Annotated in this window: 14 protein-coding genes; 7 read left to right on the top strand and 7 right to left on the bottom strand. The window is 42.6% G+C overall.

The features are described from left to right. Positions 1-557: 557 nt before the first annotated feature. The 4 genes from tkt (at position 558) to F946_RS16630 (ending at position 4,161) form a co-directional block, all read left to right on the top strand. The gene (gene tkt / locus F946_RS16645; RefSeq protein WP_004984922.1) at positions 558-2,546 is read left to right on the top strand and encodes a transketolase; all 1,989 of its coding nucleotides are present in this window, start codon (positions 558-560) and stop codon (positions 2,544-2,546) included. 115 nt (positions 2,547-2,661) lie between these two features. Beyond that, positions 2,662-2,877 carry a hypothetical protein gene (locus F946_RS16640; protein ID WP_004696769.1) on the top strand — a complete coding sequence of 72 codons (216 nt, stop codon included), beginning with the start codon at positions 2,662-2,664 and terminating at the stop codon, positions 2,875-2,877. Positions 2,878-2,991: 114 nt separating this feature from the next. Continuing rightward, on the top strand, positions 2,992-3,441 hold the full coding sequence (locus F946_RS16635; RefSeq protein ID WP_035327334.1) for a GNAT family N-acetyltransferase: 450 nt from the start codon (positions 2,992-2,994) through the stop codon (positions 3,439-3,441). Between the two features lie 123 nt (positions 3,442-3,564). Continuing rightward, entirely contained in the window at positions 3,565-4,161 is a 597-nt protein-coding gene (locus F946_RS16630) for a YceI family protein (RefSeq protein ID WP_004984916.1), read from the top strand. Between the two features lie 103 nt (positions 4,162-4,264). On the opposite strand, the gene F946_RS16625 is transcribed toward F946_RS16630, so the two are convergent. Both F946_RS16625 and F946_RS16620 read right to left on the bottom strand, forming a co-directional pair. Further along, entirely contained in the window at positions 4,265-4,966 is a 702-nt protein-coding gene (locus F946_RS16625; RefSeq protein ID WP_004984914.1) for a glutamine amidotransferase, read from the bottom strand. Between the two features lie 117 nt (positions 4,967-5,083). Beyond that, on the bottom strand, positions 5,084-5,647 hold the full coding sequence (locus tag F946_RS16620) for a TetR/AcrR family transcriptional regulator (protein WP_004984911.1): 564 nt from the start codon (positions 5,645-5,647) through the stop codon (positions 5,084-5,086). Positions 5,648-5,741: 94 nt separating this feature from the next. On the opposite strand from F946_RS16620, the gene F946_RS16615 reads away from it, so the two are divergent. Further along, on the top strand, positions 5,742-6,509 hold the full coding sequence (locus F946_RS16615; protein WP_004984909.1) for an SDR family oxidoreductase: 768 nt from the start codon (positions 5,742-5,744) through the stop codon (positions 6,507-6,509). 11 nt (positions 6,510-6,520) lie between these two features. After that, positions 6,521-7,117: a 2-hydroxychromene-2-carboxylate isomerase gene (locus F946_RS16610; RefSeq protein ID WP_004984908.1), complete on the top strand. Its 597-nt coding sequence runs from the start codon at positions 6,521-6,523 to the stop codon at positions 7,115-7,117. 51 nt (positions 7,118-7,168) lie between these two features. On the opposite strand, the gene eutC is transcribed toward F946_RS16610, so the two are convergent. The 4 genes from eutC to exaC all read right to left on the bottom strand — a co-directional run bounded on the left by eutC (position 7,169) and on the right by exaC (position 12,609). Beyond that, a complete protein-coding gene (gene eutC / locus F946_RS16605; protein ID WP_004984906.1) occupies positions 7,169-7,984 on the bottom strand; it encodes an ethanolamine ammonia-lyase subunit EutC in 816 nt (271 codons plus the stop codon). A 10-nt stretch (positions 7,985-7,994) separates the two neighbouring features. Next, on the bottom strand, positions 7,995-9,380 hold the full coding sequence (locus F946_RS16600) for an ethanolamine ammonia-lyase subunit EutB (RefSeq protein WP_004984904.1): 1,386 nt from the start codon (positions 9,378-9,380) through the stop codon (positions 7,995-7,997). A gap of 13 nt (positions 9,381-9,393) precedes the next feature. Beyond that, positions 9,394-10,839 (bottom strand): ethanolamine permease, encoded by a 1,446-nt coding sequence (gene eat, locus F946_RS16595; RefSeq protein ID WP_004984902.1) that lies wholly within the window; start codon positions 10,837-10,839, stop codon positions 9,394-9,396. Between the two features lie 258 nt (positions 10,840-11,097). Further along, on the bottom strand, positions 11,098-12,609 hold the full coding sequence (exaC, locus tag F946_RS16590; RefSeq protein ID WP_004984901.1) for an acetaldehyde dehydrogenase ExaC: 1,512 nt from the start codon (positions 12,607-12,609) through the stop codon (positions 11,098-11,100). Between the two features lie 198 nt (positions 12,610-12,807). Between exaC and F946_RS16585 the strand changes: the two genes are divergently transcribed. Next, positions 12,808-13,983: a helix-turn-helix domain-containing protein gene (locus tag F946_RS16585; protein WP_035327329.1), complete on the top strand. Its 1,176-nt coding sequence runs from the start codon at positions 12,808-12,810 to the stop codon at positions 13,981-13,983. Between the two features lie 29 nt (positions 13,984-14,012). Here the strand turns inward: F946_RS16585 and F946_RS16580 are convergent, their stop codons facing one another. After that, positions 14,013-14,984: an alpha/beta hydrolase gene (locus F946_RS16580; RefSeq protein WP_004984894.1), complete on the bottom strand. Its 972-nt coding sequence runs from the start codon at positions 14,982-14,984 to the stop codon at positions 14,013-14,015. Between the last annotated feature and the right edge of the window lie 63 nt (positions 14,985-15,047).

Here is a 15,047-nt window from a genome sequence, read left to right as displayed (position 1 = left end):
TGACAAAATAACGGGTTTTGCTTCAAAGTATACAGGTACCTATTATGAGGTGTTTTGCTTTGGTTATATCTAAATGTAAAACAATAGCTTGCTCAAGTTTGTATTGGCTTGGGTGTTAGGTTGGTAAAGAAAAAATGCTCAAAATATGCATCATAAAATAATCTATAATCTGTGGTAATTCATGAATAATTTAAAAAAGTGAATAAAATTCACCATGAATGTTTAATTGTATGTAAAAAATACAAATGTATCCTGTGATGTGTTTGATACTCAAGGATAACGGTTTGTTCTGATTAGTGAATAGGGTGGCTGAGCTTTGTTTTTAAAAGCTGATGATTCTATCGTGTAGAATTTGAACCGGAGAAAAGCGAGAGAGACATTTCTGAGTGAAATTGTTGTGATTTTAGGCAATGCCCGCATTTATTAGACATTGATGATGAATAAATAGCGAAATATTGTCCATTAGGCTTTACCCATTCCTCTTTTTTTAAGACAATACACCTATCTTTGAATTCTATTCATCTTACTCTTTAAATCATTTGTTTGGACTCTGACCTATGACAACCCCGCTTAACGAACGTCGTATTGCAAACGCAATTCGTGTATTGGCAATGGATGCTGTGCAAAAAGCAAACTCTGGACATCCAGGTGCGCCAATGGGGATGGCTGATATCGCTGATGTGGTATGGCGTGAGTTTTTCAACCATAACCCGACTAACCCTCAATGGGCGAACCGTGACCGTTTTGTACTATCAAATGGTCATGGCTCTATGCTGCAATATGCGTTATTGCACCTTACGGGCTATGATTTATCAATTGAAGATTTAAAAGCATTCCGTCAACTGCACTCTAAAACGCCAGGTCACCCAGAATTAGGTTATGCACCAGGTATTGAAACTACGACTGGCCCGCTTGGTCAGGGGATTGCAAACGCAGTTGGTTTTGCTCTAGCTGAAAAAACCTTAGCAGCGCAGTTCAACAAAGATGAGATGAGTGTTGTTGACCATTTCACTTACTGTTTCTTAGGTGATGGCTGTTTAATGGAAGGTGTTTCTCACGAAGCATGTTCACTTGCAGGTACACTAGGTCTGGGTAAACTGATTGCTTACTATGACGACAACGGTATTTCGATTGATGGTGAAGTAGAAGGTTGGTTCTCTGACGATACAGAGCAACGTTTCTTGGCTTATGGCTGGCAAGTACTTAAAGCTGATGGCCATGATGCAGATGCATTACGTGCTGCAACTTTGCAAGCAAAAGCTGAAACGAAAAAACCAACGATCATTATCTGTAAAACAATTATTGGTCTAGGTTCACCAAACAAGCAAGGTAAAGAAGACTGCCACGGTGCACCGCTAGGTAATGACGAAATCGCATTAACACGTGAGGCATTGGGCTGGACTGAAGGTCCATTTGAAATTCCTGCTGACGTTTATGCAGCATGGGATGCAAAAGCAAAAGGGACGGCTTCTGAAGCAGCTTGGAATGAATTATTTGCTCAATATGCAGCAAAATATCCAACTGAAGCAGCTGAATTGAAACGTCGCCTTTCAGGTGAATTGCCAGCTGAATTCCTTGCTCAAGCAGATGCGTTTATTGCTGACACCAATGCAAAAGCGGAAACCATTGCTACGCGTAAAGCAAGCCAAAATACATTGCAAGCTTTCGGTCCATTATTGCCTGAATTATTAGGTGGTTCTGCGGACTTGGCTGGCTCTAACTTAACACTTTGGAAAGGTTGCCAAGGCGTTCAAGACAATCCAGCAGGTAACTACGTACACTATGGCGTACGTGAGTTTGGTATGACTGCCATTGCAAATGGTGTTGCGCTTCACGGCGGTTTCATTCCTTACGTTGCAACATTCCTCATGTTTATGGAATATGCGCGTAATGCAGTACGTATGTCTGCGTTGATGAAACAACGTGTAATCCATGTATATACACATGACTCAATTGGTTTGGGTGAAGATGGTCCAACGCACCAACCTGTAGAGCAAATTGCGTCTTTACGTGGTACACCAAACTTAAATACTTGGCGTCCATGTGACACAGTTGAAGCAGCTGTGTCTTGGAAATCTGCACTTGTACGTTCAGAAGGCCCATCTGCGTTGATCTTCTCTCGTCAAAACCTACCATTCCAAACACGTACAGATGCACAAATTGCAAATGTAGCGAAAGGTGGTTATGTATTGGCTGAAGAAAAAGGCGAATTAAAAGCGATTATTATTGCGACGGGTTCTGAAGTATCTTTAGCAATGGAAGCACATGCACAACTTGAAGGTGTGCGTGTCGTGTCTATGCCATGTGCAGAAGAATTTGTGAAGCAAGATGCAGCGTACCGTGAAGCGGTTCTTCCATCAAACATTCGTGCGCGTGTTGCTGTTGAAGCAGCGCACGTAGACTACTGGTGGAAGTTTGTAGGTTTAGACGGTCGTGTAATTGGTATGACGACTTATGGTGAATCTGCCCCTGCGAAAGACTTATACCAATACTTCGGTATTACGACTGAAGCAGTTGTTGCTGCGGTAAAAGAATTGACAGCTTAATTTTTAAAATTAACTGTTTGAAGGACGCTCCAGTTTAGGGGCGTCTTTTATTTTGAATGGCGTATATAATATGCAAGCTGCTGCTGAAGTAGCTGCATAAATTTTAGGTGATGATATGAGCTTGTACGATCAAATTCATGATGAAGTTGTATTGATGGATGCGGGCGAACAGAAGTGGATTGGACCAGATCTACCTTTGGAGGCGATGGTTGCTGTTGAACTGTTATTGCAAGATTTAGCAGAAGATAAGCAAATTAAGATCCGTCGTAAAAACCATGAAAAGCAGACAGGTATGAAGTTGATTGATCGGATTCTGATTGAAAAACTATGATGGTTGTCACGTCTAAAAGAAGCCTTATTGAAGAGATTCAATAGGGCTTTTTCTTTGTGACGATTTCAATTTAAATAAAAGCCGTACAAAAATAAATAGTACTTTGAGAGCAAAATAGAAGTACAAAATATTCATGTTGTGCCACTGACAGAAATCGATCAGTCGATCTGGACTACATTATGGCAAGCTTATCAGGCATTTTATCAGGTTGATTTATTGGAGCGGATATCTGAAAACACGTGGCATAAACTGACTGATTCTAAGCGTGAGCATATATATGGTTTTGCCGCACTTATGGCCGGTCAGGTTGTAGGCATTGTGCATGTGGTAGAACATAATAGCTGTTGGACGTTAAAGCCTTACGCATATTTACAAGATCTGTTTACGCATGAGGACTATCGTGGGCTAGGGGGTGCAAGGGCTTTAATCGAACACGTCAAAATGTATACCGAAAAGCGAGCATGTGATCGGGTCTATTGGCTCACCCATCAGGATAATTTGGTCGCACAGCAAATCTATAATAAAGTCGCGAAGAAAACTGGTTTTATTCAATATCGGGCGTAGCTAAGTTGCTACATTTAAAAACAATTATATCGTTCTAAAGTTGCAACATATCGTTTTATCTTTATAGATGTATTCGTTGTAGAACTCTATAGACTAAGCAGTATTCCAATGTGAGATAAAAACATGAACTTTAAAGCTTTAACAATCGGTTTGGCTGTTGCAACTGCGACTACGTTTGCTATGGCAAAACCTGTGGCATATCAAATTGACCCTACACATACAGCAACAGTTTTCACATGGAGCCACTTTGGTTTTTCAACTCCATCTGCAAACTTCAGCGACATTCAGGGTGTGATTAATGTTGACAATGCAAAACCTGCAAATTCATCGGTGAATGTAACGATTCCTTTATCTAGCTTAAACACCAACGTAAAAGCTTTAGATGAACACTTACAAGCGGCTGATTTCTTTGATGCAGCAAAATATCCAAAGATCACATTTAAAAGTACAAAAGTACAAGCTGTTGGCGCGAATAAGTACAAAATCACAGGTGATTTAACCATTAAAAATGTGACAAAGCCTGTCGTTTTAGATGCGGTGTTAAATAAACAAGGTGAGCACCCAATGACCAAAGCACAGTCAATTGGTTTTAACGCAACCACTTCATTTGACCGTTCTGCTTTTGGTGTAGGCGCATACGTGCCTAACGTGGGTGATAAAATCACTGTGAATATCACCACTGAAGCATCAGTTCCACAGCCTAAAGCTGCTGCGAAATAAGCGATACCTCCAAAAAAGCACCTTCATAGAGGTGCTTTTTTATGTCTGCTGTAAACTTAAAATTTAGAGCAATAGACCCGCCGAACGGAGTAAGGCTGAATTATTAAACCAGTGCTTTTAAATACGCTGCCAAAACTTGTCCAGAGACATGCTCTAATTGAGCTGCAAAGCGTTGATTGTCTGCACGCAATGCTGGAATATTGATGTTCGCTTGACGAAGTTCAGCAGTATGCCCGATTAGCCATTTTTCTAAACCATCCGCTGCGACTTCAGGATGGAACTGTAATCCAAGAATATTTTCTCCTACACGAAAAGCTTGGTTGGGATAAACTTCTGAGCTGGCCAACAGTTCAGCTTGAGCAGGGAGCTCAAAGGTGTCGCCATGCCAATGTAGTACTTCAGTTCCTACCAGTGCTTGTAATGGGTTATGTTCAACGGTATTGAGCTGTAACTGACTCCAGCCAATTTCTTTGATATGACCTGCATATACTTTTGCACCGAGTGCATGTGCAATCAACTGTGCACCTAAGCAAATGCCTAAAGTCGGTAAATTCTTTTCTAAGCGAACTTTAAGTAAGTCTATTTCTTGTTGTAAGAAAGGGTAGTCTTCAGTTTCATATACCCCAACTGGCCCACCTAAAATGACGGTTAGCCCTGTGTAGTTCAGCGCTTTAGCTAAGTCATCTTTGCCTGCTTCAAAATATCGTACTCGATAACCCAATTGATATAACACATCTTCCCATGCGCCCAAATCTTCAAAAGCAAGATGCTGAATCGCGTAAATGGTATCGGGTAGTGTCGTCATAGCAGGCTCGTTCACAGGGGGTTAAAAGAGTGTAAAAATGTACAGGGAAATGCGCAGAAGTTGAAGGCAAAAAATCAGAAAATATGTAGAAAAAAACTATAAATTCAATCCAAGATTTTACTTGAGCTGTAGCATATTTTTAATCATCCATTTGCTTGAGCTTAAAATTTCTCGTTGTAGATGTTCATCCGCCATGCTGCGTGCCATGACGATTGCACCGACCAGTTGACACAGTACCGCCCAAGCTTGTGTTTCACTGCCTAGATGTTGTGTAAAGAGTGCGTGACCACGAAGCATTTCCTGTTGAAAACACAGTTTTGTTGTTTCACTACTACGTGCTACCTCGGCTGCAAGAGAGGGAATAACACAGCCTTGATCTGGGCGTTGCACATGAGACAGCGCTAAATAACGTTCAATTTCGAAGTCAATCCACTCTTCGATATTGTCATGCGGATTGGCTTGCCATGCTTGAAAGCTGTGTTGTAACTCGGACTCGATCAGTGCTTCAAACAATTCATGTTTTGATGAAAAATGCGAATAAAAAGCACCGCTGGTCATTTGAGCCGCTTTCATAAAACCGTCGACGCCAGTATTGGTAAAGCCTTGCTTCTTGGCCAGTTGAGCACTGATTTTAAGCAGCTCTTGACGTTTTTCTTCTTTATAGCCTGTTTTATAGCGCATAGGAGTTTCATCAAAATAAAATTGACTGATGCTGAAAACTATAACATAGTGATCGTTATGATAACGATCGTTATTTTATAAAGGGAGTGTATTTATGGATGGATTACAGCCAGAACAGCAGTTGCAAAAGACTGATGCTAAAAAGAAGGTAGCATTAGTGATTGGCGCAGGAGATGCTACAGGGGGCGAAATCGCGAAACGTTTTGCACGTGGTGGATACATCGCCTGCATGACGCGAAGAAATGCCGAAAAACTCCAGCCCTTAATTGCAGAGATAGAAGCTGAAGGTGGCCTTGCATATGGCTTTGCTTCTGATGCACGTAAAGAAGAGCAAGTCATCGCTTTGGTGGAAGAAATTGAAGCCAATATTAGTGAAATCGATGTTTTAGTGTTTAACATTGGAGCGAATGTGCCATGTAGTATTTTAGAAGAAACTGCACATAAGTATTTTAAAATTTGGGAGATGGCATGTTTCGGTGCATTTTTGACAGGGCGTGAAGTGGCAAAGCGTATGGTCATGCGTGAACACGGCAGCATTATTTTCACGGGTGCAACCGCAGGCATAAGAGGTGCAGCAAACTTTGCCGCTTTTGCTGGGGCGAAACATGCACTGCGTGCCTTAGCCCAAAGTATGGCACGTGAGCTCGGTCCGAAAAATATTCATGTGGCACACGTGGTGGTGGATGGGGCAATTGATACCGATTTTATTAAAGACACTTTTCCTGAGATGTACGCGCGCAAAGAACACGATGGCATATTAAATCCCGTGCATATTGCAGAAAATTATTGGCATTTGTCGCAGCAACCGCGCGATGCATGGACGCATGAGTTAGATTTAAGACCTTGGATGGAAACGTGGTAAAAGGACAAAGCATGAAAAGCGTAGAATTCTATTTTGATTTGGGTAGCCCATATAGCTATTTGGCCTACTATCGTTTACTGCAAATAGCAGAGCAGCAAGAGATTCAGATTGTGTATAAGCCTATTTTATTGGGTGGGGTGTTTAAAGCAACAGGCAATCGTAGTCCGATTGAGATTCCTGTCAAAGGGGTTTATTCAATCTTAGATATGCAGCGCTGGGCGGAGTATTACCATATTCCAATGCAAATGAATCCGCATTTCCCGATGAACACTTTAACCCTAATGCGCATTTTGACAGGCGTTCAATTGTTGCACCTAGAAAAGTTTGAGCAAGTTTTAAAACTTTTATTCGATGCGATGTTTGGTACACCACAAAATCTGAATGAACCTACTGTCTTGGCAGAAGTGTTAAAACCGAGTGGCTTTTCTGTAGAAGATATTATGAGTATGGTTCAGTCGGATGTGGTGAAACAAAAACTGATTACTGAAACAGAACAGGCCATTCAACGTGGTATTTTCGGTGCACCGACATTCTTTGTGGGTGATGAAATGTATTGGGGGCAAGATCGTCTACATTTTGTAGAACAAGCGCTGAACAACGCTAGCTAAAGAACACGCTATTTAAGATCAGCCGTGAAATCACGGCTGATCTGCTCCAAATTAAAATAATCGTTTAGGAGTATGTTCCGTGTCTAGACTGACCATTTCATGTTCATCTTTTAAGTCGACACCTGAGTAGCCGAGTTTCTTAGAGCCACGCATCAGAGACATTAGTCGTTGTACTGCAACAGGAATGCTTAAGCCCGCAGGTCGAACATTTGAAATACAGTTCCGTTTAGCATCCAAAGTGCCTGAGGCTGCTTTCCATGTATAGTAAATGCCCATACTATCAGGTGAGCTTAGGCCAGGCCTTTCGCCAATCAGCATCACGAGCATAGTGGCTTGTAGGCACTCTGCAACTGGATCACCCAAAGCGACTCGGCTACCCGTTGCAATTACGATTGGGGCAACAGTCCAGTGTTCCGCTTGCAGATGTGAGATCAAATGCTGAATAAAAGGCACTGCATTTTCTTCAATCGCCCGTGCAGATAGTCCATCACCAATCACAATGCAGACATCATAGTTTTGCGGGTTACTGGCTTTAAAAACCTCTAAGCCATGTTGTGAAGCTGGACTTAGCAGGCGACCTAGGTCAGGACGTTTTAAGTATTCTTGTTTGTTTTCAGCTTGACTGTGTACCGTCAGACTATCCAAACCTAGTGTATTAAAACTTGCAACTAAGTGTTCGACATCTAAAGCTTGATGAACCGCATCCTGCGCTTCCGCATGTGCCAGTTGAAATTTCAGCAGTTCATGGGTCGGGATGCTACAGCCTGCACGTCCAATGGCGATACGAGCATCGGTAAATTTCTTTAAGTTTTCCCAAACATCCTGATGCTGTTCAGTTTGATAATTTTCTAGAGGAACAAGTGACATAAGTTGCTCCTTATATATGCAAAAGTTTTTCAAATTGTGGCGGGATATGTTCCGGCCAGAGAATGTGCTGCTGCTGTTGTTTAAAGATGCCTTGTTCCGCCAACCACAGATCAAACTCAGGTGCGGCTTTTAAGCCCAGAAGTTGCCTTAAATACAGCGCATCATGAAATGACGTGGTTTGATAGTTCAGCATGACGTCATCCGAACCTGGAATGCCCATAATAAAGTTCAGACCTGCTGCACCGAATAGGGTGAGTAGTACATCCATGTCGTTTTGGTCGGCATCGGCATGGTTGGTATAGCAAATGTCGCAGCCCATAGGTAAGCCTAGGAGCTTGCCACAAAAGTGGTCTTCCAAGCCTGCACGGATAATTTGTTTACCATTGTATAAATACTCTGGGCCAATAAACCCAACCACAGTATTTACCAGTAGTGGGTTAAATTTACGAGCCACAGCATAGGCACGGACTTCTAAGGTTTGTTGATCTACACCGTGATGTGCATTACTAGATAAAGCACTGCCTTGACCTGTTTCAAAATACATCACATTTTGTCCCACAGTCCCACGCTTGAGAGCCAGTGTTGCTTCATAGCCTTCACGCAGTAATTCGAGATTAATGCCGAAACCTTCATTGGCGCGCTGAGTGCCTGCAATCGACTGAAACATTAAATCAATCGGCACATTTTTCTCTGCCAGTTGAATCCCCGAACTGATATGCGTCAGCACACAGGACTGGGTTGGAATATGATGCTCTTGGATCACATGATCGAGTAGTTTGAGTAGCTCCGATAAATTTTGTAGGTTATCGGTTGCAGGGTTAATCCCAATGACGGCATCACCATTGCCATACATCAAGCCATCCAAAATACTGGCCGATATTCCCAAGAGATCATCGGTCGGATGATTCGGTTGTAAACGGGTCGAGAGATGACCTTTCAATCCGATGGTGTTGCGAAATTGGGTGATGACTTCACATTTACTTGCAACCAAGATGAGGTCTTGATTGCGCATAATCTTACTCACCGCAGCCACCATTTCAGGGGTTAAACCGAGCGCAAGTTGTTGTAATTTCTGCGTAGTCGCATCTTCACTGAGTAGCCAGTTACGAAAGTCTCCTACGGTAAAATGTGAAATCGGCGCAAATAAATCACTACGGTGCTCATCGATAATCAGGCGGGTTATTTCATCCTGTTCATAGCTGATCAACACTTCAGTTAAAAACTGCTTCAATGGAACATCGGCCAATGCCATTTGTGCGGCAACACGTTCAGTGGCATTTTCCGCTGCAACACCTGCAAGTTGATCACCTGAGCGCAGCGGGGTTGCTTTTGCCATTAAAGTTTTTAAATCATTAAACACATAGTGCTGATGTCCAATCAACGTTTTATAAGCCATGTCATAGGTCCTTCTATAAGTCTTGTTCTGCCTTACGAATACTTTCAAACTCTTCTTCAGGTGTACCTTGAACGAGTCGATGGCGACTATGGAAAATAAAGTAGGCAATAAAGACCGCATAAATAGCGGCAGCCATAAACCAAACTTTAGGATCCACCACAAAACCAGCAATCACCGCAATACTGGCTAAAACCAAAGCAATCGATGAGGTGAGAATCCCACCTGGAGTTTTATAGGGACGATGCAACTCTGGACGGCTGATGCGCAGTTTAATGTGAGAAAGCATCATCAAGACATAAGAAATGGTCGCACCAAATACCGCCATCAGGATGAGCAGATCACCTTCACCTGTCAGCGACAATAAAAAACCAATGATGCCGGGAATAATAATCGCTAAATAGGGCGCTTTGTTTTTATTGGTCAGTGATAATGAAGTTGGTAAATAACCCGCACGTGATAAGGCGAAAATTTGACGTGAATAGGCATAAATGATGGAGAAGAAACTCGCAATTAAACCTGCTAGACCGACAAAATTGACAAAACTGCCTAACCAGCTGTTTTGACCATAGACTGCTACCAGTGCATCAACTAAGGGTGCGCCTGATTCTTTAAGTTGTTCTGCGCCAGCGGCACCAGCACCTAAGAACAGAATAAGTAGGGCAAAAGCGGCCAAAATCAGCATCGAACCAATCAAACCACGTGGTAAGGACTTAGATGGATCTTTGGCTTCCTCTGCTGCCAGTGGAACACCTTCCACCGCTAAAAAGAACCAAATGGCATAGGGCACCGCCGCCCAAATTCCGATATAACCCATCGGTAGGAAGCTACTTGCACCGATATTTTCAGTCGGTGTAATGTTAAATAAGTTGGCGCTGTTAAAATGTGGTGCCATTGCGATGATAAAGACAAAAAGAGCTACGGCTGCAATGGCGGTAATTACAAACATGATCTTGAGGGCTTCACCTGCACCTTTGAGATGAATACCCATAAAAACCAGATAGCAGATGAGATAAATGATCCATCCACCGACACCAAATAAGGACTCGCAGTAGGCACCAATAAAGCATGCGATAGCCGCAGGGGCGATGGCATATTCAATTAAAATCGCCGTGCCTGTGAGATAGCCGCCAAATGGACCAAATGCGGTACGCGCAAAGCTATAGCCGCCTCCCGCAGTGGGCAGCATGGTGGCCATTTCAGACATCGACAGGCACATGCATAAGTACATGATGGCTACGACAACCGTTGCGATAAACATACCGCCCCAGCCACCTTGAGCAAGACCGAAGTTCCAGCCAGCAAAGTCGCCTGAAATGACATAAGCCACGCCTAAACCAACTAATAATAGCCAGCCTACAGCACCTTGTTTCAGTTGCCTTTTTTCAAAATAGTCGTCAGATGTGCTTACAGTTGAAGTAGAGAGTGGAGTCGTTGAGCTGTTAATGGGAGAATCGGTCATGTGAAGCTCCATATCTTGAGTTTTTATAGATGGCTTGATGGATGCAATATTTATGCAATTTCAGTACCAAGCGACTAGACGTCCTGTCTAATGTTTATATGACACAGTTTTGAATTATTGTTTTGATGGTTGATGGTTGATGGTTGATGGTTGATGGTTGATGGTTGATGGTTGATGGTTGATGGTTGATGGTGAGAGTGTTCAGGGTAACGAATCACCCTAAACACATAGAAAACAGAATACGAATAAGCTAAGAGCTTAGAAGAAGCCCATAGGCTTAGTTGCATAGCTCACAAGTAGGTTTTTAGTTTGTTGGTAATGATCAAGCATCATTTTATGGTTTTCACGACCAATCCCTGACTTTTTATAACCACCGAAAGCGGCATGTGCAGGGTAGATGTGGTAACAGTTGGTCCAAACTCGACCCGCTTGAATTGCACGACCTGCACGGTAAGACGTATGTGCTGAACGTGACCATACACCAGCGCCTAAACCATAAATAGTGTCGTTGGCAATTTTAATTGCATCGTCAAAGTCTTTGAATGTTGCCACTGAAAGCACAGGCCCAAAAATTTCTTCTTGGAAAATTTTCATGTCATTGGTGCCTTTGAAGATGGTTGGTTCAATATAGAAACCAGAACCTACTTCATTACGCTCACTACCACCTGTCAGTACTTGTGCACCTTCACCGCGACCTGTTGCGATACAACCCAAGATTTTCTCTTGCTGTTCAAGTGAAGCTTGCGCACCAATCATCGTTTCTGTATCGAGTGGGTGACCCGTTTTAATGCGTTTCACACGTTCAACTGCCATTTCAAGGAATTTATCCGCAATACTTTCTTGAACTAAAGCGCGTGATGGACACGTACAGATTTCACCTTGGTTAAGCGCAAACATGGCAAAACCTTCAAGGGCTTTGTCTAAGAACTCATCGTCTTGATCCATAATGTCTTCAAAGAAGATGTTTGGAGATTTACCACCTAATTCCAAAGTCACAGGAATCACGTTTTCAGTGGCATATTGCATGATCATTTGACCCACAGCAGTAGAGCCAGTGAATGCAATTTTAGCAATACGTGGATTGGTTGCGAGTGGACGACCCACTTCAACACCATAACCGTTGACGATGTTTAAAATACCGGGTGGTAGTAAGTCTTGAATGAGTTCAATTAAAACCAAAATACTCGTAGGCGTCTGTTCTGCAGGTTTTAAAACAATACAGTTACCTGCAGCAAGTGCAGGAGCAATTTTCCATGTCGCCATCAAAATTGGGAAGTTCCATGGAATGATTTGTCCTACCACGCCCAATGGTTCGTGGAAGTGATAGGCAATGGTATCTTCATCAATTTCAGAAATACCGCCTTCTTGCGCACGGATACAGCCTGCGAAATAGCGGAAATGGTCAATGGCTAAAGGAATGTCCGCTGCAAGTGTTTCACGAATCGGTTTACCGTTATCCCATGTTTCAGCCACAGCCAATTTTTCTAGATTTTGTTCTAGACGATCTGCAATTTTAAGGAGTAAATTTGAACGTGTAGTTGGAGAGGATTTGTTCCATTGTTCTTTGGCTTTATGCGCAGCATCCAGTGCAAGCTCGATGTCTTCTACAGATGAGCGAGGGACTTTTGTAAAAACTTTACCGTCGACAGGAGAGATATTTTCAAAGTATTCACCTTTTACTGGAGCAACCCACTCGCCACCAATAAAGTTGTCATACTGTGCTTTAAATTCTACTTTAGAACCAGATTGGTTAGGGTCTACATAGCGCATATTGAAGTTCCTTTGCTTATTGATTTTTTAAAAGCATCTACAGCTTTGGTATAAGGTACATCTGTACAATATTTAAGTAGCATAACTAATATAAGGTTGGAAAAAGGTTGGAAGGAAGGAGGTTTACACGGCTTTGACAAATGTTTACAACCAAGTAATACAGTGGACGTATATCAGGAATTGTTTTGAGAATAAGGAATGATGGCAATGCAACATTTAATACAGAAAAGACAAGAAATAGAAAAGCTTAGAACCAGTAGTAGTATTTCGACGGTACAAGCTGAACAACTGGGAAAAAGTATTGCAAGTTCATGGCAGCGCTCTAACTCCGCAGAAATTCCAAAAGATCGCTTTGCTGCGCCCATTTCGGAAGGTTCTATGTCACAAGGTTCAGCGCTACAACATGCTTTGAGTTATTGTGCAGATGAACTGAGACATATTGCACAACAGTCATCTATGGTGGTGGCTGTAGGCGATATTGGTAGTACCATTATTTGGAGTGCGTCCAGTAGACAAATGCGTAATGCGGCAGAAAGTGTACATTTTGTTGAAGGTGGGCAGTGGCGAGAGGAATTGGTGGGAACCAATGCATTGGCCTTGTCCTTAAAAACGCAACAGTCCAGTTGTGTCTTTTCAAATGAACACTACATGAGCTCCATCCATGATTGGGTCTGTTATGCTGCGCCGATTATCGACCCTTACTCAAAACACGTCCTAGGGGTGATTGATTTATCCACCACATGGAAAAATCATAATAGCCTTGGTCTACTCGCAGCAGAGCGCTGTGCATCTATCATCCAAACGGCACTCTTAGAATATCAGCGCCAACAATTATATATCCGTGCTTTTGGTGTGCCACAAGTACATTTCAATGGCAAAGTGATGATACTCACACCGCGACAAATTGAAATTTTGACCATCTTGGCGCTGTGCCCGCAGGGCATGACTTTAGATACCTTGCATCAGGCTTTATATGGTGAGCGTAAGGTGAGTGTAGGAACACTCAAAGCCGAAATGTCACAACTGCGTGACTTGCTTGGTGGCATGTTGGGATCTCGTCCTTATCGGATTTTGGCGCATATTGAGGCCGATTTTTTACAAGCCGAGCAGGCCTTAGATGCTGCGTATATCGAGACCGCGTTAAAGCTGTGTTCAGGTGTTTTACTGCCTAAAACGGAAAGTCCATTTCTATGTGCATGGCGCGACTGTTTGGAGTCACGTTTAAGCAGTGCGATTTTTAAAGCCAATGAAACTGATATGTTGTTTAAACATGTTGCACGTTACCCAGAAGCGATAGATGCCGTTGAGCGACTCATTGAGCTGACACCGAATGGACATCCTGCGCATCAGCTACTTGAGAAATATAAAATTTAAGAATTCTTAATTGTGTTGGAAAGGTATATTTACACTATTTTTTGCTCGAGCCATTGGAACAGCTCAGCATAAACTTCGGCACGAACTTCAGGTGCGGAGAGAACTAAGTCGTGTAAGCCATTGTGAATGGTCACTACACTGATGTCACCTTGTAAATTTTTGGCCTGCTTTTCAATGTCTTTAACATCTAAAATCACATCACTGGTTTGCGCGGCTTCGCCCCATTTCTTCGGGTTAAGCGTTTGATGTGAATGCATAATGAGTGCAGGAACAGAGAGCTTTAAACCACTGCGATGAATTTCTTTCTGTGCTTCATGAATTGCACGTACAAAGCTGATCCGAACCATAGAGTAGCTTGGTTGTTTCCACTCCAAATCAAAGTTCCATTCACCATGCTCGTTTTGATGTAGGCTTGGTACATACCATTTATTCAGTTCACTTGGAAACTTGAGGTCAGGAAAACGCTTTGCGAGTCGACTGAGTTGCGGCACGCCAAGTTTGCGCTTAATCGGATGCATATTAAAATCATAAAAAGGGCTATTGGCCCAAAGTGCTTTGATTAGCGGATGCTTAGGATTGTGCGCAGCGTATAAAGTCGTGATTAAGCCTCCTGTGGAGTGCCCTGCAAGTAGCACCGCAGTATGGCCTTCATTGCCAATGATCTCTAAGGCTTGGGTAATTTCAGCATCGTATTCACTTAGATCACGGACGTTGTAGTATTTTTGATGGCTCAAGTGAGAACGACCATATTTTCTTAAATCGAGCGCATAAAAATCATAATCATGCTGATTAAATTGTTCAGCCATTTCGGTTTGGAAAAAGTAGTCAATAAAACCATGGATATACAGCACAGCTTTTTGGGTATTTTGCGGGGCTTTTTTACGTACGAGAGTTGCGCAGATGGCACCTTCATAATCGTCTGGAAAATTGAGTTTTAATTGTTCATAGCCTTCGCCGAGGACATCAGGTTGATACGCAGGATGAGTTTGATTTGCTGACATAATTTGCTCTGGTTGTTATTGTCATGAGTTTTCTTATCCTTGATGAAGTGCAAAACTTTGTCA

The organism is Acinetobacter johnsonii ANC 3681 (assembly GCF_000368805.1).
GTDB classification, from domain to species: Bacteria; Pseudomonadota; Gammaproteobacteria; order Pseudomonadales; family Moraxellaceae; genus Acinetobacter; species Acinetobacter johnsonii.
The sequence above is the reverse complement of the archived record's forward strand: the minus strand, read 5'-3'. Positions and strand labels throughout refer to the sequence as shown.

What these genes read in the sequence shown, in the direction of transcription:
- exaC (WP_004984901.1), bottom strand. Translation starts at nt 12,609, where the DNA reads ATGCGCTATGTAGACCCTAACCAATCTGGTTCTAAAGTAGAATTTAAA.
- tkt (WP_004984922.1), top strand. Translation starts at nt 558, where the DNA reads ATGACAACCCCGCTTAACGAACGTCGTATTGCAAACGCAATTCGTGTA.
- F946_RS16630 (WP_004984916.1), top strand. Translation starts at nt 3,565, where the DNA reads ATGAACTTTAAAGCTTTAACAATCGGTTTGGCTGTTGCAACTGCGACT.
- F946_RS16625 (WP_004984914.1), bottom strand. Translation starts at nt 4,966, where the DNA reads ATGACGACACTACCCGATACCATTTACGCGATTCAGCATCTTGCTTTT.
- F946_RS16585 (WP_035327329.1), top strand. Translation starts at nt 12,808, where the DNA reads ATGATGGCAATGCAACATTTAATACAGAAAAGACAAGAAATAGAAAAG.
- F946_RS16580 (WP_004984894.1), bottom strand. Translation starts at nt 14,984, where the DNA reads ATGTCAGCAAATCAAACTCATCCTGCGTATCAACCTGATGTCCTCGGC.
- F946_RS16610 (WP_004984908.1), top strand. Translation starts at nt 6,521, where the DNA reads ATGAAAAGCGTAGAATTCTATTTTGATTTGGGTAGCCCATATAGCTAT.
- F946_RS16620 (WP_004984911.1), bottom strand. Translation starts at nt 5,647, where the DNA reads ATGCGCTATAAAACAGGCTATAAAGAAGAAAAACGTCAAGAGCTGCTT.
- eutC (WP_004984906.1), bottom strand. Translation starts at nt 7,984, where the DNA reads ATGTCACTTGTTCCTCTAGAAAATTATCAAACTGAACAGCATCAGGAT.
- eat (WP_004984902.1), bottom strand. Translation starts at nt 10,839, where the DNA reads ATGACCGATTCTCCCATTAACAGCTCAACGACTCCACTCTCTACTTCA.
- F946_RS16600 (WP_004984904.1), bottom strand. Translation starts at nt 9,380, where the DNA reads ATGGCTTATAAAACGTTGATTGGACATCAGCACTATGTGTTTAATGAT.
- F946_RS16640 (WP_004696769.1), top strand. Translation starts at nt 2,662, where the DNA reads ATGAGCTTGTACGATCAAATTCATGATGAAGTTGTATTGATGGATGCG.
- F946_RS16615 (WP_004984909.1), top strand. Translation starts at nt 5,742, where the DNA reads ATGGATGGATTACAGCCAGAACAGCAGTTGCAAAAGACTGATGCTAAA.